This window comes from Rhizobium leguminosarum (genome assembly GCF_001679785.1).
Lineage (GTDB): Bacteria > Pseudomonadota > Alphaproteobacteria > Rhizobiales > Rhizobiaceae > Rhizobium > Rhizobium leguminosarum_R.
Map to the genome: position 1 here is coordinate 38,812 of NZ_CP016293.1, position 22,475 is coordinate 61,286.

Below are 22,475 nucleotides of genomic sequence, written 5' to 3' on the forward strand. Positions count from 1 at the left end.
CACCTCAGTGATATTGCTCGAAATCGACGCGGGCGGCATCATTGCCATCGAACTCGAATGTAATGCACCAGGGGCCGTTAACATGAACAGTGTACCGGGTGGGACTATGACTCTTCAGCGCATGGAAATCGAACCCGGGGAGGTTCATGTCATCAGGCTTTTCGGCCTGCTCCAGACGGTCGAGCCGGATCAGAATGCGCTTTTGCAGCTTGGCATCGATCTTTGCGGTTTTGCCTGTCTCAAAGAGATCCGCCAGAGCTTTGTTTCTGAACGACTTGATCATGGTTGACTGTAAGTTTTTGGCTGACGGATGTCAATTTTTAACTTACAGGCGGAATGAGAAGATCCCATAGATCTCTTGATGCCGGAGATCGATTGTCAGCCGGATTTCTGCTTCTTGATGATGCTGATGTTGCCGCTCACTTCGAGGATGGCAAATTTTATCTCCGTCACGCTCTCGATGCCTTCCTGGCTTCGAGCCGCTTGCATGACATCTTCCTTCTGCAGCCGAGCGCCTTTGAGCGCGCCTTCGTCATAGACGCCATCCGTCACCAGAACGGTTGGAACGCCGTCGATAATATGGGCTGCGCGAGGCCACCACCTCTTCACGTAGGACAGGCCGATGTCGGTCGTAAACAGCGTGAGGATCAAGATGACGGCGTTGGTGATCGAGAAGTCATCTCCCAGCATCGCCTGCTGGGTGGTTTCGGAGATCACCAGCACGATGACCAGATCGAACGGCGTCATCTGGGCCAATGTCCGTCTTCCCGACAGACGGATGATCACGAGCAGTGTGAAATAAATTGCCAGTCCGCGTAATACCGCATCCACCGTGCCGCCCTCATGGAAAGATGAAAGTCGATTGGGTGCGCGTCTCGCCGCCCATGGCGATGAGGGAGCGACGAGGGCCGGGCATTTGCGTTTGCAGACGAAAGACGATCTGCGTCGGCCCAGCCGGGTCGGCGGGGAACACATAACCTATCCGGCCGTCGCGCGCGAAGGTCGCCTTTTGGGGCGGATCGATCCCCTGAACTGAAAAGCTTTGAAGAAAGGCGGCATCGATGGTGAAGATCCTGTCTTCGGATGACGGCGTGAAGGTCACGGTCATGTCCTCGGGGCATTCCAGCGGGAGATGACGGGGAAATCCACGGATCCTTCAGGCAATAGGAGTGTTTGCCGCGAAAACGGACCGCCTCTCCCCAGCAATCCCAGCAAGCAGGTTACCAACAGAAGCGTGAACACGATCCAGGAAATGCGTTGAACAGCCCAGAACCTTTGCTGAAATTCGCTATGATCGAGCACGCCTTCCGGCAACGCGGGCAACTTGTATATCTTTTCCATGCTCCCTCCCTGTGCGTTTGGCGGAGAACTTGGCTTGGGCTCAATAGTTCCCGGCAATGAGGGGGCCGTCGCCGTGTACATCGGATGTGAAGCTGTCCAGGCGTCTTCGCCGATCAAGGGAACGAAGAGCACCCCGCCGAGATCTTCTTCCTCGAATGCGGCGGCGCCAGTGCGCGTGAACCGTTTCAGGCGCTGCCCTTCACCGCCGCCGACCGGGATGATGAGCCGCCCTCCGAGGTGCAGCTGTTCTTTCAAGGCGGTTGGCACCTCGGGTGCGCCCGCAGAAACAATAATGGCATTGAAGGGGGCGACCTCCGCCCAGCCCTTGCTGCCATCGCCGACGCGAACGTCAATGTTGCGGTATCCCAGCTTCTCGAACCGTTCCCTGGCCTGATGCGCCAGCTTTTCATGGCGCTCGATGGAGTAGACATGTCTTGCTATCCGGCTGATGAGGGCCGAAGCATAGCCGGAGCCCGTTCCGACCTCGAGCACTTTGTCACCGGCATTCAGATTGGCCTTTTCGAGCATCAGCGCCACGATGAACGGCTGCGAAATCGTCTGGCCCTCGCCGATCGACAGCGGCGCATCCTGATAGGCGAATTCCTCGGAGCCTGGAGGAACGAATTTTTCGCGCGGTACCATGCGCATCGCCCCGATGACGTTTTGATCGTGAATGCCACGACGCGTCACGTGGTGCTCCACCATGCGATCTCGGATGTGCGTCATATCCATGGATCAGCTCCACTGTCGCCGTTTGCATCTGGGGCAAACTTCTGGGCGGTGCAGAAGGTAAAACAAATGGGCGACCGGAGAGTTCCTGAGATGCGCAGGCGGCGGAACGGAGCAACTTGCTAGACGACTGGCCAAAGGCGAAAATGGAGGAGGCGCTGGCCAATGGCAGACTGATGCAGCCGAAGTGGTCGACGTCGTCCTTTTCATGCTGTAGCGGCCGCGTAATGTGACCGTCCGATCTGGTGATTCTGCCAAATAGCGTGGATCTGTAAACACCAGCCCAGACTGCAGTTAGCCTGATCCTTGCCGATTTCAAAGGAGAGACCATGAGCGACACATCTCGCACGCCAGAAGCAGATGCCAAACATGTCATCGGCGTCGACGTCGGCACCGGCAGCGCCCGCGCCGGCCTGTTCGACCTGACCGGGCGGATGCTTGCGTCCGCCAAGCGGAATATCACCCTGTTTCACGAACCGGGTTCGATGGCTGAGCAATCGAGCACCGAGATCTGGGCGGCGGTTTGCGCGGCAGTGCGCGAAGCGGTTTCCTCGGCCGGGGTCGAACCGGCGTCCGTCATGGGGATTGGGTTCGATGCCACCTGTTCGCTCGTCGTCCTCGGCGAAGGCGGCAAGCCGCTTCCCGTCGGGCCTTCGGAAGATCCGAACCGGGACATCATCGTATGGATGGACCATCGCGCCGTCCCGCAGGCGGAGCGCATCAATGCGCTCGGCCATGACGTCCTGCGTTACGTCGGCGGCCGTATCTCGCCTGAGATGGAAACGCCCAAGCTTCTCTGGCTGAAGGAAAATCGCCCTGAGGTTTTTGATGCCGCGTGGCAATTCTTCGACCTTGCAGATTTCCTGACCTGGCGGGCGACCGGCGATCTGTCGCGTTCGACCTGCACGGTCACCTGCAAGTGGACTTATCTCGCCCATGAAAAGCGCTGGGATGGCGGTTATTTTCATCAGATCGGCCTCGGCGCTCTCGCCGACGAAGAGTTTGCCCGCATCGGCCAGGCTATCGTCGAGCCTGGTTCGGCACTCGGTCAGGGACTGACCGCGGCAGCAGCAGACGAACTTGGCCTGAAGCGGGGAACGGCGGTTGCGGCCGGGCTGATCGACGCCCATGCGGGTGGGATCGGAACCGTCGGCATCGGTACCGATCCGAAAGCCAATCTCGCCTATGTTTTTGGTACCTCCTCCTGCACGATGACGTCGACGGCAGAACCGTCATTCGTGCCCGGCGTCTGGGGACCTTATTTTTCGGCGATGGTGCCGGGGCTGTGGCTGAACGAGGGCGGCCAGAGTGCTGCCGGTGCGGCGATCGACCATCTTCTCTCGTTCCATCCGGCAGCCGCGGAGGCGAGGGAGCTTTCAAAGAGCGCCGGCATTCCGCTGCCGGTTTTGCTTGCAGACATGGCCGCCCGAAAGGCGGGCCGTTCTTCCGACGCCGTCACGCTTGCGACGGGACTGCACGTCGTTCCCGAGTTCCTCGGCAACCGCGCGCCCTTTGCCGATCCGCATGCCCGCGCAATCATTGCCGGTCTCGGGATGGAGGACGATATCGGCAGCCTGGTCTCTCTTTACGTCGCAGGGCTTTGCGGTATCGGCTACGGCCTCAGGCAGATCATCGAGACGCAGGCCGATGCGGGCGTTACCATCGAAAACATCGTCATCAGCGGTGGCGCCGGCCAGCACGACTTCGTTCGCCACCTGCTTGCCGATGCGAGCGGCAAGCCGGTCATTGCGACAAAGGCAGAGGAACCGGTTCTGCTGGGGGCCGCCATCCTGGGCGCTGTCGCCGGCGGGCTGTTTGCGGATGTGCGCGAAGCGATGACGACACTCTCGGCGGTCGAAACGACATTTCTGCCATCAGAAGGGGCGATCCCTCATATTCATGACAAGCGCTATGAAGGGTTCAAGGAGCTTCAGGCTCTGGCGCGCAAGTTGCGTATCGACGCTTAGATATCCAACGCCAATCCGCAGAGATCCATTAGCGATCGATCGGCTGACAGCAAGAGCCTTTCCGGGTTAGATTGAAGCATTCTGTTGGCTCAAACGGAGTCGGATGGTCGACCGGCCGGCGCGCGTCGTAGCCCGGCTCTACGGCCAAGCCGGCCGGTCGATCAGCCGGCCCGTTTCAGCCAACCCGAAGGGCCGGGCATCTTCCCGCCAGGATCAAAGGCGATCGGCTCGGACGTACCAAGGGGTATGCCCGTCGCCAATCGCCTTTGCCCTGACGAAAACCTGCTCCGGCAGAATGCTTCAATCTAACCCGGAAAGGCTCTAGCGCCGAACGATGACTTTCGTTCCCGGCTGCACGATCTCGTAAAGCTCTTCGACATCTTGACGGTACATTCGAAAGCACCCGCTCGACGCGTTGGTGCCGATAGACGAGGGGTCGTTGGTGCCGTGGATGCGCAACAAGCCATCGGCGAGATAGATCGCGCGGGTTCCGAGCGGATTGGCGGGGCCGGGCTTCACGACCGCTGGAAGCCGAGGATTCTTCTGACGCATGCCGGCCGTGGGTCGCCACTCAGGATGCGCTCGCTTCGACACGACCCGCGTAGATCCATACCATTGCTTGCCCTCACGGCCGACCGCGATGGGGTAAGCGAATTGCTCGCCCCAAGGGGTGGTGTAAATGAGCGTATGTTCGCTCGTGACGATTTCGATGGTTCCTTTTGCACGCCCTGTCGGCGGTTGCCTGCGATCATGCAGGGGCTCTTGATAGGGAGGCGCTGGATCGTAATCGAGTGGTGGCGGATAGGGGCTGTAGGGATCGTCGTAACCGTATCCATCAAAGTCGTCATATCCATCATACGGCCCATAGATCTGGGCTTGAGTCTGAAAGACCGTCAGCAAAAAGGCCGCAGCCACGAGAGCCAGCAATCTCATCTTGTCGCCATCCGCTTGTTGAACAAGGTTGATTGGGCCGAATTCTGTGGCGGCACTATGACTGCTCGCCGCAGGATCTTGAAAAGCTATTGCCGCTGATGATGCTGCGGTCGCTCAATCAGTCGGCTCCGGCATCGAACAGGAACTGGCTGAGACCGATCCTCTTCCTCAGCCCGCCTCGAAAGACATTTCATTTCCATTCCTATCGGAGCGATAACGCACGTGATCGACGAGGGCGCGCAGCTTCGGAGGCAGATTTCGGCGATCCGCGAAATAAAGAAAGAATCCTGGGAATGGCGGTAGGTAGTCCTCCATAAGCGACATCAGTTCCCCCCGGTCGAGATACGGCCTGAACGTCTCTTCCATGCCGAATGTCACGCCTCCGCCGGCGCACGCCGTCCGCACCATGACCCCCATATCGTTTGTCGTGATCCTCGGATTGACGGCCACGTCGAATTCCCGACCATTCTCCTCGAACTCCCAGCGATACGGCGCCACATCCGGCGCCGGACGCCAGCCGATGCAGCAGTGCCTGGAAAGCTCTGATGGATTTGCGGGCGTTCCGAAGCGTTCCAGGTAAGACGGCGCGGCGACGACGAGCTGCCGCTGGTTGCCAGAGACCGGTACCGCGATCATGTCCTGCTCAATCACTTCGCCGAGCCGCACACCCGCATCGTAACCCTCGGCGACGATATCGAACTCTTCATCGGTGACGTTTACATCGACTTGCACGCCCGGATAGGCGTGTATGAAGCTCGCAAGCAGCGGCCCGGAAATAAACCGCTCGGCAATCGACGATACAGCGAGCCGCAGGAGTCCTGTCGGCTGGGACCCTCGATCCTGGGCATCATCCAGTGCCAGTTCGACTTCGGCGACTGCGGGCCCAACGCGCTCGTAAAGCCGCATGCCCGCTTCAGTCAGGCTGACGCTACGCGTCGTGCGCTGGATGAGAGCAACTCCCATCCGGTCTTCCATCCGTCGGATCGCCTGGCTTACCGCCGAGTGGGTGAGGCCGAGTCGCTCAGCCGCGCCGCGGAAACTCTTCGCTTCCGCGACGGCAAGGAATACGGACACGAGTTTTAGATCGATGGCCATTGGTCAGCGGAGCTTACCAAGCTTGTCACCATTCGTAAATTGCTTCGCCGTCGTGTCCACCGTACTTTTGGCTCAAAGGACATTCGGAGGTCTCGCTTTGTGACAAAAATGGATCGAACAAGGAGGATTTCCATGTATCAGAATATCCGCTCACACTTTACAGCCGCGGGTACTGCCGGCGCTCTTGGCCGTGTCGTCGGATGTGGTCTTCGCTCAGACTGTGGAGGAGCGTCGCGAACGCGGTGCTGCTGTCATCCGGAGCCTCAACAACGGCATGACACAGCCAAATTTAGAAGCGATGCGGCAAGAGTTTCCGTTCCTCGCCGAAGCAACCGAAGCCTACGCTCTCGGAGACGTGTGGTCGCGTCCGGGTCTCGATAACCGCACGCGCCAACTCGCCGCCGTCGCTGCATTTGCGGCAATGGGCCTGATGGACTTGATGAAGGTTCACGCCGGATATGCGCTCAATATCGGCGTTTCCGAGGAAGAGCTCAAGGAAGTGATCTATATGATAACGGTTCCGGCAGGCTTTCCCCGTGCCATTGCTGCGTCGCAAGCACTGTCTCAGCTTTTTGCGGAGCGGTCGGACGCCGGCGACAATAAGCCAGCGCGAGCCAGACCGTAGTCACGGTCTTGAAGTGGAGGTTCTCGACGAGGAGCGGGCTGTGACGTGGCGATATTGGGTCGAAGCCGGGCTCAGACTGCCGCCGGATTTGCCTTCGAGCCGCAGGTCAAGGCCGAAGAGCTTTGTTTTGAGGCCGGATCGCGCCCCGTTACGATGATGAAGCGCACCGGGCCGGGGATCATGGTTCGCGGTGACCGCGGCCGCATGGAGGATTATCCCTTGCAGGCGATGATGACGTCGGAAACAGGAATCGCGATGCATCGGAGATGCTGGACATTATCCGGAAATTGCGGCCTTTCGCCGTCTCATCGACGGTTGGCGATTCTTCCATGGATTCAGGACCGATCGGGATTCGGCGTCCCTGCCTGGCGGTCACGTCGATGCTGCTGGATCAAGACGGCGGAAACATGGCGGCAGTGTTTGCGACCCTTGTGCATACCCGCGGTCGAGCTCGACCGGGCCATTTCCTCCGCTTTGGGCGGGGCAAAGTTGCAGGGTCCGTCCAACGAAAGCGATCTGCTGCATGACGTTGGCGTCGAACGATCCATTCGAAACCCCGATCGTCGACACCCCGATCTTCGGCCATCCCGATGACCTGCGTCTGACCATTGCAGGGTTCCGGTTCGCCCGGACGGTTCTCGAAGCCTCCCCCATGCGTGAGCTGATCGAAAAGAGATATTCCCTGGCGCGGACGTGACAAGTGACGAGGCCCTCGCCGCTCATTGCAAGCGCACTGTTAAAACCGGCTATCACCCTGTCGGCACGTGCAAGATGGGTCAAGACAGCGACCCAGAAGGGGTCCTGGATACCAGCCTCAGGGTCCGGGACACACGAGGCTTGCGGGTCGTAGACGCGTCTCTGATGCTAACGATTGTCAGCGGCAACACCAACGCTGCCGTCATGGCTGCGGCAGGCAAAGCTGTCGGCCTTATCCTCGCATAGACTGGAGGCCATTGCTGGAGCAATTGGATCGCCGCTGTAGGAGATAGGTCTGTTATGCGATCTTCGGCTGCGATATTCTCGACCGATGAAACTCAGTCAGACCATACGGTTCGCTACAGCCGAGGACGGCACCCGTATCGCCATGGCGTCTTGCGGGCAGGGTCAGGTGATCCTGCGGGCGGCGCACTGGCTGAGCCATGTCGATTACGATCTCGAAAGCCCGGTGTGGCGGCCGTGGCTCCAGGCGCTGTCCGCCCACAACCGGTTTGTGCGCTACGATCCGCGCGGCTGCGGTCTGTCGGACCGGCATGTCTTTGACCTTTCGGTCGAGGCGTGGCACGCAGACCTAGCTGCCGTGGCAGCGTCGATCGAGGAGCCGCGCTTCGTCCTCCTCGGTCTTTCGCAGGGCGGCGCGCTCGCTATCGCATATGCCCTCAAGTATCCAGAGCGAGTATCGCATCTGGTGCTTTTGAACGCCTATGGTCAGGGTGCCCGCGCCAGAGCCCAGACCGAGGCGGAGCGGCTGGAAGCCGAGACCCTTGTCAATTTCGTTCGCGTCGGCTGGGGACGCGATAATCCGGCGTTTTGCCGGTTCTTCACCAATCTCTTTATCCCCGACGGCACGCCTGAACAGCATCGCTGGTGGGGCGATCTCGAGCGGCAAACGGCAGCGGCTGACGTCGCCGCACAACTGCTTTGGCAGATGCAGGGGATCGACGTGCTGGATCTTGCGGCGATGCTGCGCGTCCCGACGCTGATCGCACACAGCCGCGGTGACATGCGCGTGCCGTTTGACCAGGGTTGCAAGCTCGCCGCCGCGATTCCGGGCGCGCGCTTCGTGCCGCTTGAGAGCAAGAACCATGTGCTCTTGCCGGACGAGCCCGCTTGGAATGTATTTCAAACGGAACTTGCCGCCTTTCTCGGGCAGGATCGGTCGGTGCGGCCGCGTGCGGTCAGTGAGGCCGGTCTGACACCCGCCGAGGCCGCCCTTCTCGACCTTGTCGCGGAGGGGCTAGGCAACCGTGCGATCGCAGAACGGCTTGGCAAGAGTGCAAAGACCGTGCGAAACCAGCTGTCGGTGATCTTCAGCAAACTCGGCGTACATAGCCGCTCGCAAGCGATCGTCGTCGCGCTCTCCCGATAGTCCCGCTTCTGCAGGTGGATAGGCACCTCCTCCGATGCCTATGGGACATGTGTCCCTCGAAGGAGCGGGATTTCTTCGCAGACGCGGGACAACCGCCTCATGCTCGCCGAGACGGCAAGCTTCATCCTTGGCATCGCGGATGGCAGGACGCCATCCGAGGACCGGGAGGAATTCACATGACGGAAATCAACGAAACAACGCTCAATGAACTCGTGGGCCGCGTCCTTGGCGACCTCGGCGGAGCGGTCAGCGTGCCGCTGGTCCGGATCGGAGATGCTCTCGGGCTGTACAGGACGCTGAAGGAGATCGGGCCGGTGAAGGCCGACGAACTTGCCGATGCCTCGGGATGCGCACCTCGTTATGTCCGCGAGTGGCTGGCGGCACAGGCTGCCTCGGGTTATGTGCACCATGAGCGAGGATTGTTCTCGCTGACGCCCGAACAGGCCTTCGTATTTGCCGAGCCGGACAGCCCGGTCAATCTGATTGGCGCGTTCGATACCGCTGCTGCGATGGTCGAGAACCAGCCGAAGGTGCAGTCCGCCTTCAAAACCGGCCGAGGCGTTGCCTGGGGCGATCAGGCCGGCTGCATGTTCTGCGCCGTCGCGCGACTATTCCGCCCGGGTTATGTCAACGCCCTTGTGCAGGACTGGCTGCCGGCGCTCGAGGGTGTGACCGACAGGTTGAAAACGGGTGCGAAGGTGGCGGACGTCGGATGTGGGCACGGGCTATCGACGATCCTGATGGCGCAGGCGTTTCCGAATTCCCGGTTCGTGGGCTACGACTTCCATCCAGGCTCGATTGCCGCTGCGTCCGCGCACGCCCAGGCACACGGGTTGACGAACCTGCACTTCGAGGTCGGCCGGGCGCAGGATTTCGACGGCCGGGATTTCGATTTGATCACCTGCTTCGACTGCTTGCACGATATGGGCGACCCGAAAGCCGCTGCGGCTCATATCCGAAAGGCGTTAAAAGAGGGCGGCGTCTGGATGGTGGTCGAACCAATGGCCGGAGATACGCTGGAGGAGAACATCAATCCGGTTGGACGGCTCTACTACTCAGCCTCGACGATGATCTGCGTTCCGACCTCGCTTGCGCAGGAGACAGGGCTGGCACTCGGTGCGCAAGCGGGAGAGCGGCGATTGGCCGAGGTGATCCGCTCAGGCGGTTTCACTCATATCCGGCGTGCGGCCCAGACGCCCCTCAACATGATTCTCGAGGCCAGCTGACAGGTCGCGCCGCCTGTTGGAAATGCCGCGCCGCATTCCCGGCCTCGTCAGGAAAGTCGACGAGTGCGGCGACTGGTTTGCAGGAGAACGCCAGCCGCCCTATCTTCAACGGCGGCGGTAAATCGTGCGAAGGCTTTGCTCTCGGCGGGCTGTGTGGTAGGAGCGGGCCATGACATCATTGATCGATTTCGATTGCCAAGGCTGCGGAGCCTGCTGCTCCTTCTCGCCGACCTGGCCCAGGTTTTCCACCGAAACAGACGCTGCTCTCGATTTGCTGCCGGCGCAATTCGTAGCCGCGAACCAGCAAGGAATGCGTTGCGACGGTGCGCGCTGCTCCGCATTGGTCGGTCGCGTCGGTTCAGAGACATCCTGTCAAGTGTACGATCTTCGGCCTGACGTCTGCCGCGCCTGCGTCCCAGGGGACGACGCATGCTTGACCGCGCGCGCGTTCTTCGGGCTCGGTCAGCCAAGTTTGCCGCCGGGTCGCATCGATGCGGAACCGCCAATCAACTGAGGCGGGTTCCGTCCGGCTCTTCTCTTCGCCTGTCGACTTTACTGCAGCGATTGTCGTGCGACAGTCCAGCCGAAGGTGAGGCCCGGTGGAGCCATCCGATGTGGACTATCTGCCTAATAGCGCGACAAGCGATATCGGCATTTCGACCGCGAAAAAATCCATTGCCGCACCGATAATCACCACCCACACGACTATCAGGAAAATGAGCGCTGCAATCCTGATTTCTACAGGCTGCATTATTTGCGCCGTCGCAGCATATGCGTCCCCCGAGACAAAACCCTGTTATCCCTCGTGCAAATTCCCTATGGCGAGGGATGATGCGCAACGGTCGAGAGCGTGGGCGCGTGCGGTGCCGAACTCTTCGCTTTCTCGAAACTGATGTCGCTTTGACCGATCAAGTCGCCGGACACAGCTGTGTCGCGGCGTTCGAGATGATGGCCATCAAGGAAGGAGCGATAGGCATCTGCGATGCCCTCCTTCAGACCTATCTGAGGAGACCAGCCGAGAGTGCGAAGCTTGTCGACGCTCAGGAGTTTACGTGGCGTGCCATCCGGCTTGGTGAGGTCGCGCGTGATCTTGCCTTCGAAACCAACGATCTTGGAGACGAGGTATGCCAATTCGAGAATGGTAATGTCTTCGCCACAACCTACGTTCACATGACCTTCGGCGGAATAGGTTTTCATGAGATGGAGGCAGGCGTCGGCGCAATCGTCAACGTGCAGGAATTCGCGCCGCGGCGTGCCGGTACCCCAGATGCATATTTCTTGCTGCTGGTTGACCTTGGCCTCATGCGTCTTGCGTATGAGCGCCGGCATGACATGGCTTGACCCGAGGTCAAAATTGTCGCTTGGACCGTAAAGATTGGTAGGCATGGCTGAGATGAAATCTCTACCGTGCTGTTTGCGATAGGCTTGACAGAGCTTTAATCCGGCAATTTTGGCGATCGCATACCATTCATTCGTGGGTTCAAGCGATCCGGTCAGAAGTGAGTCCTCAACGATCGGCTGATCGGCGAATTTCGGATAGATGCAGGACGAGCCCAGAAACATCAGTTTTTCGACGTGAGTTCTATGGGCGGCGTGGATGACGTTCGCTTGGAGAATCAAGTTGTCGTAAAGGAAGTCGGCCGGATAGGTAGCGTTCGCGAGAATACCGCCGACCCTCGCAGCAGCCAGGAAGACAGCGTCGGGACGATGCTTACTCATCCAGGCCTCCACCTGTTCCTGCCGTCTGAGATCGACCTCGGCGCGGGTGGCCGTCAAAATCTCGCAGCCTTCGGAAGCGAGACGTCGCACGATCGCAGAGCCCACCATGCCGCGGTGGCCCGCGACATAGACCCTTTTTCCGGCAAGGCTGTAGATCACCTCAGGCATAGGCAAAACCTTTGGTGACACCGGCTGACGGAACATTTCGTGCCATGACTTTCAGATCCTCGCGAACCATCTCCGCGACCAGCTGATCAAGACTGGTCTCATGTTTCCAGCCAAGCTTCGTGTGCGCCTTCGTCGGATCGCCGATCAGAAGATCAACTTCAGTCGGACGGAAATAAGCCGGATCGATCTCCACCACACACCGACCGGATGTCTTATCGTATCCCTTTTCCTCAACCCCGTTCCCACGCCAATCAATCGGCATGCCCACCTGGGCAAAGGCTTTGTCAACGAAGGAACGAACCGAGTGCGTTTCGCCGGTTGCAAGGACATAGTCCTCCGGTTCGTCCTGTTGCAGCATCAGCCACATGCCACGGACATATTCTCGTGCATGTCCCCAGTCGCGCTTGGCGTCCAAGTTGCCGAGATAAAGCCTTTCCTGCAGCCCAAGATGGATCGCAGCCGCCGCCCGGGTGATTTTGCGCGTCACGAATGTTTCGCCGCGGATCGGGCTTTCATGATTGAACAAAATGCCGTTCGAGGCGTGCATGCCATATGCCTCGCGATAATTAACCACAATCCAATAGGCGTAGAGCTTGGCAGCCGCGTAGGGGGATCGAGGGTAGAAAGGCGTCGTTTCGCTCTGCGGGACTTCCTGAACTTTGCCGTAGAGCTCTGAGGTGGACGCTTGATAGAAGCGGGTCTTCTTGGTCAGACCCAGGAGGCGAATGGCTTCAAGCAGCCGAAGGGTGCCGGTTCCATCGGCGTTAGCCGTATATTCCGGCGTCTCGAAAGAGACCTGAACGTGGCTCTGTGCGGCGAGATTATAGATTTCGTCCGGCTGCGTTTCCTGAACGACGCGGATGAGGTTCGTTGAATCGGTCATGTCCCCGTAATGCAGAATAAAGCGAGGATTCTCGACATGGGGATCCTCGTATAGATGCTCGATACGACTGGTGTTGAAGGACGATGAGCGTCGCTTGAGGCCGTGAACAATATAGTCCTTTTCCAGGAGTAATTCGGCCAAATACGCACCGTCCTGACCCGTTATACCTGTAACCAGCGCGACTTTATTTTCGTTTTTCAATGCGGTCTCCGTAATTTATTTCGGAATCAGGCGGACTGCTGTTCGGGTTCATGTGAACTCGTGGTACTTCCTCAGTGAGCTCACAAACAGTTCTGAATCGCTGAAGTTGTACATTGCGTGTTGTTTCGGATTGACGTTATTTATGGCAACGGCGATCTCTACGTTGCGCGCGGTCTTCAGCTGATGTAGGCAAAACTCTACGGCGCGACGGCTCGTCTTTCCCCATTTTACGACCACCAGCGTTCGTTCCGCTAACGCTGTCAGATGCATCGTATCAGCCGAGGCGAGCACCGGCGCGCTGTCGAAGATGACGATCTGGCCGAGTGAGGCGGCCATCGCGACGATGTCCGCCGCATCAGCCAAACGAACGCGCCGATGGAGACTGGCATTGCCAGCCGGGATGAAGTCGATGCCGCTTGGATGGTGATGGACGATGTCCCGCATTCCGGCTTGTCCACACAGGAATTCGTTCAACCCCTGCTTTAGCTCCGATTTGAAAAACGAGTCGAGATTTCCGAGTCTGAGGTCGCCATCGACAAGCAGCACCGGAATCCCGCTGGCGGCGAGATCGATTGCCAGGGATCTGGCGACAAGCGACTTACCCTCTCCGCTGTGAGCCGACGTCACAACGATACTGTTGGGCAACTTTCCGCCATTGGATTGTTTGAGCGAAGTCATGACGGAGCGAATTGCTTCGTCAAACATCCCGTCTTGGATGCTCCCGAAGAGCATCGACGGATCTCTCCGGTCTTTCCGTTTCAGGTGCGGGATGAATCCAGCGGGTACGATACGCGACATTCCGGCCATCTGGTCGAAGCTGCGGACTGAGTTGTCCAACATCTCGACCACGAAAGCGGCCGTCACCGCGATCGATACCGAAGCCAAAAGGGCGCCGATCAAATAGAAAAGCCGCCCGCGTCCCTGAGGCGCCAGCGGCACCGCGGCCGGTGACAAGACTTCCAGTTCCGCGCCCGGCAACATGGCTTGCGCAGCCAGGCCACGGCGCTGCTCCTCGAGCTTGTCCAGCGCCGTTTGCTCTCTGTCAGCCATGCGCTGGAGTCGGGCCAACTCGGTTTGCGCCAGGGCAGAGCGAGTGCGTTTCTCATGAGCGGCCGCCAATGCCGTCCGGATTGCGTCGTCCTCATGATCGAGCGCCGCAAGCTTGGCGTGTATCGATTGGAGATATCGATCGGTTGCAAGGCTGAGATCGGTGCGAGATTTAAGGATCTTGGCGCGCGCGTCGACCACGGCTTCGGCGGTGTTGCCATATGTCCCAAGAAGGCGCTCGAGATCTTGCTCCTGCGCACGAAGCTCGCGTTGCATTGCAACAATGCTGTCGGGAATGACCATATTCTGCAGGACGAGCGAGGGGTCGTCGGCTGCTTCGAGTGCGGATATCGTTGCTCTCGCTTCAGCGCGGCTTTGTTCAATTTTTGTCCGCCGCTCGCCCAGCTCCATTATCGACTTGATCTGTTCAACCTGATCGTCGTCATTTGAGGCAACATCGGTAGCTTTCTGGTACACGTCGGCGGCATCGCGTGCTGCCTTGGCGCGCCCCATCTGTTCATCGATGCGCAGCAGAAGCCATTCTTCTGCTGCGTCCACTCGACCGCGCAGACTGTCCTTCCGCTCTTCGAGGTAGATGCTGATGAGCCGGTTCGGGACCGAGGCGGCCAGTTCGGGGTCGCTCGCATCGAAACCAATCTGAATGACGTCACCCTGGCCATCGCGCCAAACGCGGAGGGCCTTGTAGTACCTTGGGATTATCGGCTCGATGCTGTCCCGTATCGGCAAGGACGGTTTTTCGCTGTCGATCCAACTGCGCAGCATCGATCGGATCTTGCCAATAGACGAGACTTCTTGCAGAGCCGGATTGAATTCCGGCCATTCATTGAGCCGCAGGTCGCGGATTACCCGCTCTGCGATGCTCCTGGAAAGAAGCCGTTCGGTCTCAGATGTGGCGTCCAGCGGATCGTTGCGGCCGGACTCGTCGGTGCCGAGCTTTGTCGCCAGAGGCGTGTGGATGATCAGCCGGGACTCGGCATGATAAGTCGGCTTCAATCCCGAAATCACGGTTGCGGCAACCGCCATAAGGAGCATGACGATGGCCATTATCATGGCCATCCGTCGCCGGATAAGGCGCAGGCCTGAAGTCAGATCAAGGTCGTCCGAACGAGTCTCTACCTGAAGCCGGGGATCGTAGCGCATCGACGAGAGCGAGGTGTTTCGGTCTGGCGGCACAGTCGAAATAGTCATCGTTCACCAGCCGTTGTTTGAGGTTGCGCGGAGATAGCGTCGTAGAGTTTGTCCAGCGATCGCATGTAAGCCTTCATACTGAAATTGTTGAGATAATGAGCGCGGGCCTTAGCCGACAGATAGTTGCGGACTTCCGGGTCGGTGACGAGCTTAGCCAGCGCCGCAGCCAGGGCATCCTTGTCTCCGACAGGTACGAAGACGCCGGTTTCACCGTCGGAGATGACTTCGCCATGCGCGCCGACGCGCGTGGTGACGACGGCGAGCCCATGGGCAAGCCCTTCGACCACAGCCATTGCCAAGCCCTCGGCATGCGAAGGTAAGACCAGGATATCTGCCCGTGTGCACAAGGCTTGCGCCTCGTCGGCGCCAAGCCAGCCCGGCATTTTCACCAGATCCGAAAGTCCCATAGCGGCAGCCTGGCGCCGGTAGTCTTCCACAGGTCCGTCGCCTGCCAGCACGGCTCGCCACCGGAGCTCCTTCATGATCGGATGACTTAAGGCAAGCAGAAGCTCCTGAACGCCTTTGCGTTCGCTCAGCCGGCCGAGAAATATGATCAACGGCATCTCGCCGACATGAACATTGCGCGGCCCGGGGTCGGGAACACAATTGCCGATGACGACGACGCGGCGCGCTTCCACGCCGAGAAGCGTCGTTAGCGTCACGCGGTCGCGCTGGCCCAGTGCCACGACCTGGTCGGCATGTTGGAACATCCGGCGTACAAGCATTTGTTGACGTGGCGAGCGTGCGGCAAAGTCGCTCGCGTAGTCGTAGTCGTGCAGGTGCAATATGTGAGAGCACCCGAGGAGACGGGCAGCCTCGGTCAGGATCAGTTTTCTTGCGGTGCTGCCGCGACCCGCGACATGAATGTGGTGAATGCGTGCCGGAGCAATTATACGGTCCTTCGCCATCATCAAGACGGCGCCGAGCAGACGCACAGGCGACGCAACGGAGGACCACCGAGGCCCTCTGGTGTCGGTGACGAGATGTGTTTCGCCGGCCTCCTTCGCGGTGTTCGATATATAACCGACCAGCCTGCCAATTCCGCCACCGTTTTCGCAGCCGCCCGGGACGTAGTGGCGGACGGTTGCTGCTGCGTTGCGCGTCGCTACCCGATTCCCATCCGTGAGCGCGTTCATCAGCATGCCCCGACCACCTTACGATAAACGGCCGCAGCCTGTGCTCCGACCTGTTGAGGCGAATTCGGACCTGTAGCCCATGCAAGCGCGCTGGTCCCGAAACTGCTTCTGAGCTCGTTATTTTCCGCCAATGTCCAGATGGCCCGCGCGAGCTGCTCCACATCTCCCGGTGGAACCACCATTCCCAGTCCGTTTGGCAGAACGGTGGCTCGCAATTCGCCAACATCAGTCACGATAACCGGTTTGCCAAATGCCGCGGCAAGATTGAGGACGCCGCTTTGAGAGGCTTCCGTATAGGGAAGGACAACGATATCGGCATCCAGAAAGAGCTGGGCGACCTCCATATCCTCGATAAAGCGGTTGCGAATATCATAGCGGCCGGCGTCCCCCATAAGGGGCTGGAAGATCCACGGATCATCGCCGCGGCCAGCGACCGTGATGCGTAGATTGGGGAGCAGGTCCTTGAGCATCGCCTCGGCACGGATCAGATGCTCCAATCCCTTGTAAGCAAAAATCCGTCCGAAAAGCAGAACGCGCAAAGTTCCATCTGCGCCGCGCCGCGCCATCTTGTGCCGCCGAGCGAGTTCCGCGTAGCGATGAATGGCGGGATGCGACAGGACATGGACACAATCAGGCGATTTTGAATATCGCTCGAGGACCATTCGTTTCAGCCCTTCGCCATGGACGACGACATGACCCGATTGCCGCACCATCAATTGGGGAGCCCAGGCGGGCAGCGTGCGGGTGTCGGAATCGCCGGGATGCACTTCCACGTCATGGACGGTGGTCACGATCGGGATCGGGCGCCAGAACGGCGCGGCAAAGTTCAACCAGAGCGTCGAGTTGCTCAGAAGGTGAATGACGTTCGGCCGCTCCTGCCGGATAAGACGTGTGAGTTGGTGCAGGAACCAGGGATTGGAGAGCGAGCGGTGCCTTGGCCAGTCCATCAGGTGCAGATCGACAGCCGGATCGATCCATGGAGCAAGATGTGCGTAGCGCCGGCGCGGAACCGCTAGGACGACGTGCGCGTGTCGCGCAACGCCGCTAGCGAAGGCGATGGTGTAGTCCTCCAGTTCGGAAACCAGCAGCAGCGCCTTCATCGTGCCGACTCCGACACGCCGACATCCTGACCAAGTCGAGGCAGGTCGCAGGCTGTGCGCAATGCATCACGCGTCCGCCTCAGCAAGTTTGGTTCTCCGGCGAAAAAGAGCCCTTCCACAGCAAGTCTGAACCGAGTGCGTGTATCGGCGCCCTGCAGCCTGGCTGAGGCCACCCGGTACGGATAGTGATCGGTCAGACGCAGCCTTCCCGCCAGATCGTGCGCAGAAAGAAACCGGTTCGTCGCTTCAACGGTAGCCTGCCAATGGGCCATCCGCCTTCGCAGCATGGCGGCGTCATCGACTGGCCGATACCAATTGTTGTTGTGAATCCGATAGAACCCGAGTGGATCCGACAAGGCGACAACGCCCCCCAGAAATGGGTAGATGCCTGTGAGCCAGGCATCTGCAGACATGCGGAACTGCTCGGGAATATCCCCTGCAGCATCCCACGCGCTACGCCTTACAGCGATAGCTGATGTCATCGGGAAGGGCCACCAACCAGCCGATCTGGCGAGCCGTGGCGACAAATTTCCTGAACACAGGGTCCGAGGGATTGGCTTGAAGGCTGGAGAACCATCGGTCTGCGTTGGCTGAAGTCGGTGATAAACAAGCGATGCCTGAGGATTGGAGTGGAAAGCAGCGGCTGTTGCCGACAGCTTACCTGGCGCCCACCAGTCATCGGCGTCGAGAAAACAGAGGATGTCGCCACTGCTTAACTTCACAGCAGCATTTATGGCGGCGGCCTGTCCCTGGTTCTCCTGGAAAAGCACCGTCACCCGCTTGTCATAGCCGTCGAGAACAGAGCGCGACTGATCGCTCGAGCCGTCGTCGACGACGATTACCTCGACATTGGACGCCTCTTGGCTCAAGGCGCTGTCAATCGCTCGTTCGACGAAGCGACCGTAGTTGTAGTTGTTGATAAGGACGCTGAATGTCGGCCGCTCCATGACACCCCTCAAGCGCGTCGCTGGGCGACACGTCGGTGCGCCAGAGTTGCGAACGCTCGCGCGTTTGGCAGCGCGAATTGATGGAAGGAGTTCAGCTCGATCAGGATTTCGCCTTGAGCCGGTAGGGTCACCGCCGACAACGCTGCAACGCGTGACGCTCCCTTTATATAACGTACAAAACCAGGACCATGACGCAGAACCATTGCAATCCCAACCCTTCTAAGCGTCACCTGCCAACAGCCGGCTGCGCCAGAATTATTGCCTCACTTCACCGGAAACTGCGGCTCGGCGCGACGTGCTTCGCGGTATGCTTTCATCGTCAAGCTACCGGTGATTGGTCACGGGTGACATCTCCTCTTATGGGCAATGTCGTAGGCCCCAGCACCAACTTTTGGGGGAGGGGTAGACCGTAAGCTTAATCCAAACGACGTCCTTGGGTGGTGGGTATGGACGTTAGGCTTAGCCCCGCCTTCGTTTGCGTTGGTTGACCGGGGATATGGCGGGATGATTGTTCGTTGGTAAGCAGCGCAGCTATGAAAGGGGACCCATGTCTTTCCAAATTGCCGCGATCAACAGCCTCTCATCTGTCCAAGCAAGTCGGGACGGGTAATGAGAGCGTATACGCTTAGAATAGCGAATGGGCCGACTGTCAGTTGGCGGGCAATAGAGTGCTGGGGCGCCGGCCTATGCCTTTTTCTTCAGACAGGCGCGCTTTTCCCGCTCATGCTGGCGGATGCCGACGGAGGCCTGAGCGATCATGCCAGGTCTATACTGCGTCTGCTTTGTTTACCGGTATACGGGTTTACATTGCTGATGCTGGCACGAAATTCTCCGCAATTCATCATAGCGCTGAAGCGAAATTGGTTTGTCCCCCTAATGGTCGCTATGCCCTTCGTGTCTGTCTTCTGGTCGGTTGGCCCGTCGACGACTTTCAGGCGTGCCATCGGCCTGCTCTTCACCGTACTTCTGGCTTATGTGTTGGCCATGCGCTTTACACCGAGGCAGTTGCTTCTCATCGCATTTGCCACCTTCGGAACATGTATCGTCCTTAGCCTGTTGCTTCTTCTAGTGTCACCGGGGCTCGCTCGCATGCCCACGGACAGCGCGGTGCGTGGCATATTCATCCACAAGAACAGCCTTGGTTGGTACGCCGGCATGATGATACTGGTGTCGACCGCCGTCGTAATGGACGGCAACCGAGGCTTGCGGCGAACCGCTTTGATCTTGCTGATGGCGGGCGGGGCTTGTCTCTTCCTTTCCGGATCGATGACCGCGACAATTGCGACGGTATCGGCATATTGCCTGATCGGGTTCTACTCCATGTTGCAGCGAATCCGTGGCGTCGGTCGCATTGTCTTCATCCTGTTTTTCGTTCAAATCTTCGTCGGGATCCTCCTTTTGCTTCACGAGTTCCTGGTCCCATTCCTTGAGGCGCTTGGCAAGGATGCCACTCTGACGGGCCGAGTGCCCTTGTGGGAGCTGGTCGATGGTCAGATCGCCGATCATCTGCTGCTCGGCTTCGGCTACCAAGCGTTTTGGACAGAGGCGAATCCCGAAGCCTGGATTATCTGGTCAAAGATCCAATGGATGGCTCCCCACGCCCATAATGGATTCCGCGATACGCTGCTGAGCTTCGGAACAAGCGGAATGGCTTTGTTCGCTCTGATGCTTTTGCAGGCACTCCGCCAAGGCGCGGCCCTCCAATGCGGGGACCCGCGTTATGGCTGGCTCTGGTTGAACGTCTTCACGGTTGTGATTTTGGTGATGAACCTGACCGAGACAATCTTCCTGATCCAGAATGACGCGATTTTCGTTCTGTTCACAACGGCCATCATCATGTTCTCTCTATACAAGCCTGTTGTTGTTTCGACTGCCCCCGGCCGGCAATTGCGAGCACCGGCCCACAGCAGAACGGCGGAGCTGCAAACCTCATGAGGCTGCGCTTCGCACCGATCTTGAGCATTTTGCTTGCGATGCTCTTTCCGCAGCCGAGCAAGCTGGCCCCGGTGCGTCCGGACGCAGATGCGCCCGACAGGCTGCAGACGGCGGTCAGGGAGGCAACCTGCGCGGAAGCTTCGCCGGCGACCTTTTCGGACAAGCTGAAGGGGACTTCACTGAGCAACATATTGACCGGAGCATCCGCGGCCCGGGCAGTATTCTATGTTTCTCCCGATGGCAAAGACACCTGGAGCGGGCACCTTCCTAAAGCAAATTCTCGGCGTACAGACGGTCCTTTTGCCAGTATTGAAAGAGCGCGGGATGCTGCGCGCCAGAAGGGCGGCCAGAATACGATCGCAATGGGCAATGGGGATTACTATCTCGCTGAACCGATAGTCTTCGATGCTCGCGATGCGGGCCTGGTCATCGCGGCGAGATGCAACGAGGCGCCGGTTCTGCACGGCGGCCCGATCGTGCGCGATTGGACGGCGCAGGCCGATGGTCGCTGGAAGGCGTCTTTGACGCTGCCTGCGGGCCGGGATGTGGGCGATCTTTTCGTCGGCGGCGCGCGCCAGACGCAGGCTCGCTTTCCCAACGCTCCACTCGATGGAGACCCGCGCAAAGGGTGGCTTTTCGCGGCTAAGTGCACGCAGGACGACGACTTATGGCATGGTAACACGCGCTTTTGCTTCCATGCCGGCGATCTTCCGATCTCAAAAAATGCAGCAGGCCTTGTCGCCCACATCGTCGGTGGTTTTCACCCCGGCAGCCAGTGGGGCAGTGACACTCTCCCAGTGGTTTCAATCGATACCGCGAACCGGGCGATAAATACCCAAGGCACAGGCTACTTTTTCACCGCGGAAGGCAGCCGCTATTTTCTGACCGGGGCGGCGGCGCTGCTCGATGCGCCCGGGGAGTGGTGGTACGACCGCACCAAGGGTCAACTCGATTATATCCCGACCGATGGGCTACTAACAAGTTCTACGGCTGTGGCCGGCATCCTGCCGACCTTCTTCAGGCTGGATGGAGCCGACGGGATGGTTGTGTCGGGGCTCCAGTTTCGGGATGGGGATCCGCGGGGCAGCGGCAAGTTCGGTACCGACACCAGAAGCTTTGGGGCCATACGGCTCGATCACTCGGACGGTGTTCGGCTGCTCGGCAACTCCATCGACAATGTCGGCGTCGGCATCCATGTTTCCGAGAGCAAAGATGTCTTGATTGCCGGCAACGTGATTGGAGATGTGGCTGGCAACGGGATTTACGTTGGCACGACCTATGGCAGCTTCGGCAAATCCGACGGTGCCAAAATCCTCTCGAACCATATTCATGACATTGGAAGGGTCTACTTTGAAACCGCGGGTATATGGTTCCAGGCGGCCGACAATATCAGGATCGCTCATAACCTGGTCGAGAATACTGCGCAGTTCGGTATCGCCGGCGGCTCACTGTGGGGAGCACAAGACGCAGTCCACGACGCAGTCATCGAACATAACGAGATCCGCAATGCCAATCAGCAGACGGCAGATGGCGGTGCCATCAAGCTGATGGGCGAGCAGGCAGACCTCCTGAACAGCAGCATCCGCTACAATCTGGTCACCGGGACAGGTCAACTTATGAACAGGGCCGATGGGACGTTTTGGCCTTTCGGATATGAAAATATCAATGAATGGCCGACGCCTATCAGTTGGGCGATCTACACGGATGGCAAGGCCAGTGGTGTGCGCATCGAAGGAAATACGCTCTCGGACAATATATCGGCGATCGGCATCAACGGCGGCTGGAGCAACTTGGTGACGGGAAACGTCATCACGCATGGATCGGGCGCGGCTTTTCGCGTTGATGACGGTACGGGCAGGGGTTGGCGTCCGCCATGGGCACGTCCCAATCGTATCGAGAGCAATATCGTGTCGATCGACAGTAGCAACGGGCTTGCAGCCTATGTCTACGCTCCTGACCATGGGCCTGGATACGTGCAGTTCGCGCATAACCGCTACACCGGCAATTTGAACGACAAGAGCTTCCGAATACATCCGGAGATCATGCCTTCGGGAGAATTTGGCAGTTTACAGGATCTTCAGAAGGTTGGGGCGGACACCGAAAGCGTAGTCGCGCCGCCCGAGTAACA

Annotated in this window: 19 protein-coding genes and 3 pseudogenes; 11 read left to right on the forward strand and 11 right to left on the reverse strand. The window is 59.1% G+C overall.

The window, feature by feature from the left end; all coding sequences use genetic code 11:
• Nucleotides 1-4: 4 nt before the first annotated feature.
• The 3 genes and pseudogenes from BA011_RS39860 to BA011_RS39870 all read right to left on the reverse strand — a co-directional run bounded on the left by BA011_RS39860 (nucleotide 5) and on the right by BA011_RS39870 (nucleotide 2,073).
• Nucleotides 5-283, reverse strand: a complete 279-nt coding sequence (locus BA011_RS39860; RefSeq protein ID WP_065284845.1) for a type II toxin-antitoxin system RelE/ParE family toxin — start codon at nucleotides 281-283, stop codon at nucleotides 5-7.
• A gap of 95 nt (nucleotides 284-378) precedes the next feature.
• On the reverse strand, nucleotides 379-831 hold the full coding sequence (locus BA011_RS39865) for a DUF421 domain-containing protein (protein WP_018484111.1): 453 nt from the start codon (nucleotides 829-831) through the stop codon (nucleotides 379-381).
• Between the two features lie 10 nt (nucleotides 832-841).
• Nucleotides 842-2,073, reverse strand: a pseudogene (locus tag BA011_RS39870) (protein-L-isoaspartate(D-aspartate) O-methyltransferase).
• A gap of 116 nt (nucleotides 2,074-2,189) precedes the next feature.
• On the opposite strand from BA011_RS39870, the pseudogene BA011_RS44020 reads away from it, so the two are divergent.
• Both BA011_RS44020 and BA011_RS39875 read left to right on the forward strand, forming a co-directional pair.
• Nucleotides 2,190-2,287, forward strand: a pseudogene (locus BA011_RS44020) (glucose dehydrogenase); the annotation flags it as partial.
• A 112-nt stretch (nucleotides 2,288-2,399) separates the two neighbouring features.
• Nucleotides 2,400-4,037: an FGGY-family carbohydrate kinase gene (locus tag BA011_RS39875; RefSeq protein WP_065284846.1), complete on the forward strand. Its 1,638-nt coding sequence runs from the start codon at nucleotides 2,400-2,402 to the stop codon at nucleotides 4,035-4,037.
• Nucleotides 4,038-4,358: 321 nt separating this feature from the next.
• Here BA011_RS39875 and BA011_RS39880 read toward each other — a convergent pair whose 3' ends face one another.
• Nucleotides 4,359-4,970, reverse strand: a complete 612-nt coding sequence (locus tag BA011_RS39880; protein WP_065284847.1) for a L,D-transpeptidase — start codon at nucleotides 4,968-4,970, stop codon at nucleotides 4,359-4,361.
• Between the two features lie 168 nt (nucleotides 4,971-5,138).
• Nucleotides 5,139-6,065 (reverse strand): LysR family transcriptional regulator, encoded by a 927-nt coding sequence (locus BA011_RS39885; protein WP_065284848.1) that lies wholly within the window; start codon nucleotides 6,063-6,065, stop codon nucleotides 5,139-5,141.
• A 190-nt stretch (nucleotides 6,066-6,255) separates the two neighbouring features.
• Here BA011_RS39885 and BA011_RS39890 point away from each other — a divergent pair, with 190 nt between their 5' ends.
• From BA011_RS39890 to BA011_RS44040, 7 genes and pseudogenes are all read left to right on the forward strand, one after another.
• The gene (locus tag BA011_RS39890; protein WP_237352896.1) at nucleotides 6,256-6,690 is read left to right on the forward strand and encodes a carboxymuconolactone decarboxylase family protein; all 435 of its coding nucleotides are present in this window, start codon (nucleotides 6,256-6,258) and stop codon (nucleotides 6,688-6,690) included.
• A gap of 7 nt (nucleotides 6,691-6,697) precedes the next feature.
• Nucleotides 6,698-7,191 (forward strand): annotated as a pseudogene (locus BA011_RS45955) (AAA family ATPase); the annotation flags it as partial.
• A gap of 22 nt (nucleotides 7,192-7,213) precedes the next feature.
• Nucleotides 7,214-7,387, forward strand: a complete 174-nt coding sequence (locus BA011_RS45960; RefSeq protein WP_237352901.1) for a hypothetical protein — start codon at nucleotides 7,214-7,216, stop codon at nucleotides 7,385-7,387.
• On the forward strand, nucleotides 7,384-7,632 hold the full coding sequence (locus tag BA011_RS45965) for a GMC oxidoreductase (RefSeq protein WP_065284850.1): 249 nt from the start codon (nucleotides 7,384-7,386) through the stop codon (nucleotides 7,630-7,632). The genes BA011_RS45960 and BA011_RS45965 overlap by 4 nt, the downstream gene beginning before the upstream one ends.
• An 85-nt stretch (nucleotides 7,633-7,717) precedes the next feature.
• A complete protein-coding gene (locus BA011_RS39900) occupies nucleotides 7,718-8,776 on the forward strand; it encodes an alpha/beta fold hydrolase (RefSeq protein ID WP_065284851.1) in 1,059 nt (352 codons plus the stop codon).
• A 176-nt stretch (nucleotides 8,777-8,952) separates the two neighbouring features.
• On the forward strand, nucleotides 8,953-10,002 hold the full coding sequence (locus BA011_RS39905; RefSeq protein ID WP_065284852.1) for a class I SAM-dependent methyltransferase: 1,050 nt from the start codon (nucleotides 8,953-8,955) through the stop codon (nucleotides 10,000-10,002).
• 169 nt (nucleotides 10,003-10,171) lie between these two features.
• Nucleotides 10,172-10,516 carry a YkgJ family cysteine cluster protein gene (locus BA011_RS44040; protein WP_151343808.1) on the forward strand — a complete coding sequence of 115 codons (345 nt, stop codon included), beginning with the start codon at nucleotides 10,172-10,174 and terminating at the stop codon, nucleotides 10,514-10,516.
• A 302-nt stretch (nucleotides 10,517-10,818) separates the two neighbouring features.
• On the opposite strand, the gene fcl is transcribed toward BA011_RS44040, so the two are convergent.
• Genes fcl through BA011_RS39935 form a run of 6 tightly spaced genes read right to left on the reverse strand, consistent with a single transcriptional unit; the run spans nucleotide 10,819 to nucleotide 18,412 of the window.
• Entirely contained in the window at nucleotides 10,819-11,889 is a 1,071-nt protein-coding gene (fcl, locus tag BA011_RS39910; protein ID WP_065284853.1) for a GDP-L-fucose synthase, read from the reverse strand.
• On the reverse strand, nucleotides 11,882-12,973 hold the full coding sequence (gmd, locus tag BA011_RS39915; RefSeq protein WP_065284854.1) for a GDP-mannose 4,6-dehydratase: 1,092 nt from the start codon (nucleotides 12,971-12,973) through the stop codon (nucleotides 11,882-11,884). The genes fcl and gmd overlap by 8 nt, the downstream gene beginning before the upstream one ends.
• Before the next feature lie 48 nt (nucleotides 12,974-13,021).
• Nucleotides 13,022-15,229 (reverse strand): GumC family protein, encoded by a 2,208-nt coding sequence (locus tag BA011_RS39920; protein ID WP_065284855.1) that lies wholly within the window; start codon nucleotides 15,227-15,229, stop codon nucleotides 13,022-13,024.
• Nucleotides 15,226-16,371: a glycosyltransferase family 4 protein gene (locus tag BA011_RS39925; RefSeq protein ID WP_065284856.1), complete on the reverse strand. Its 1,146-nt coding sequence runs from the start codon at nucleotides 16,369-16,371 to the stop codon at nucleotides 15,226-15,228. The genes BA011_RS39920 and BA011_RS39925 overlap by 4 nt, the downstream gene beginning before the upstream one ends.
• Nucleotides 16,365-17,465 carry a glycosyltransferase family 4 protein gene (locus tag BA011_RS39930; RefSeq protein ID WP_065284857.1) on the reverse strand — a complete coding sequence of 367 codons (1,101 nt, stop codon included), beginning with the start codon at nucleotides 17,463-17,465 and terminating at the stop codon, nucleotides 16,365-16,367. The genes BA011_RS39925 and BA011_RS39930 overlap by 7 nt, the downstream gene beginning before the upstream one ends.
• Entirely contained in the window at nucleotides 17,462-18,412 is a 951-nt protein-coding gene (locus BA011_RS39935) for a glycosyltransferase family 2 protein (protein WP_065284858.1), read from the reverse strand. Before BA011_RS39935 ends, BA011_RS39930 begins: the two co-directional genes overlap by 4 nt.
• Nucleotides 18,413-19,021: 609 nt before the next feature.
• On the opposite strand from BA011_RS39935, the gene BA011_RS39940 reads away from it, so the two are divergent.
• Both BA011_RS39940 and BA011_RS39945 read left to right on the forward strand, forming a co-directional pair.
• Nucleotides 19,022-20,347: an O-antigen ligase family protein gene (locus tag BA011_RS39940; protein WP_065284859.1), complete on the forward strand. Its 1,326-nt coding sequence runs from the start codon at nucleotides 19,022-19,024 to the stop codon at nucleotides 20,345-20,347.
• Complete coding sequence (locus tag BA011_RS39945; protein ID WP_065284860.1) at nucleotides 20,344-22,473, forward strand: right-handed parallel beta-helix repeat-containing protein; 2,130 nt, start codon at nucleotides 20,344-20,346, stop codon at nucleotides 22,471-22,473. The genes BA011_RS39940 and BA011_RS39945 overlap by 4 nt, the downstream gene beginning before the upstream one ends.
• The last annotated feature ends 2 nt before the right edge of the window (nucleotides 22,474-22,475 follow it).